This window comes from Denitrobaculum tricleocarpae (genome assembly GCF_007004665.1).
Taxonomy (GTDB): Bacteria; Pseudomonadota; Alphaproteobacteria; order Kiloniellales; family Kiloniellaceae; genus Denitrobaculum; species Denitrobaculum tricleocarpae.
The window spans coordinates 8526-9161 of the sequence record NZ_ML660078.1 but is presented as its reverse complement, the minus strand read 5'-3'; the positions used below and the strand labels follow the sequence as shown (position 1 = coordinate 9161).

Annotated in this window: 1 protein-coding gene; it reads right to left on the bottom strand. The window is 61.6% G+C overall.

Annotated elements, in window-relative coordinates; genetic code table 11:
* A partial coding sequence (locus FKG95_RS29420; RefSeq protein ID WP_142900045.1) for a helix-turn-helix domain-containing protein occupies positions 1–636 on the bottom strand: 636 nt, incomplete at both ends.

The following is a 636-nucleotide window of genomic DNA, read 5'->3' as shown; positions in this document are numbered from 1 at the left end:
GCCGTTTGGGCTGGCGAAGGGGACGCCGTTGTCGGAGCGGATGGCCTGTGGCAGACCATACTGCTTGAACAGGCGGACAAAGCTCTCGATGACGCTCTGCTGACGAATGCTGTCGAAGGCCTCGACGGCAAAGAGATAACGCGCGGCCTGGTCGGTGATGGTGAGGGGGTAACAGTGTCGGCCATTGCCGAGCCTGAATTCCCCCTTGAAGTCGGTGCACCAGAGGGCATTGGGCAGCAGAGGGCTGGAAAGAGGCGTTCCCTTGGCCTTTTGCCGCCGCCTTTGCCTTGCGCGCTTGACCAGGCCGTGCCGGTCGAGCACGGCATGAACCGTGCTTTTTGCGGGAATACGGACCTCTCCGGCCAGCCGCCTGACCAGCAGTTCGCGGATCTTGCGCGCACCCCAGTGCGGTTTCTCCCGCTTGCTCTCGACAATCAGCCGCTCGATCTGTGCGGGCAACTGATTGGCATAGCGGACCGGCCGGCGGGAACGATCCGCCAGAGCCTCCACACCTTCCTGCCGATAGCGGTTCAGGATCTTGTAACCGGTCTTACGAGAAATCCCGAACTCACGGCAGACATGAGACATGCCCTCGCCCTCGAGAAGGCGGGCAACAAAACGAAGACGTTCTTCCAT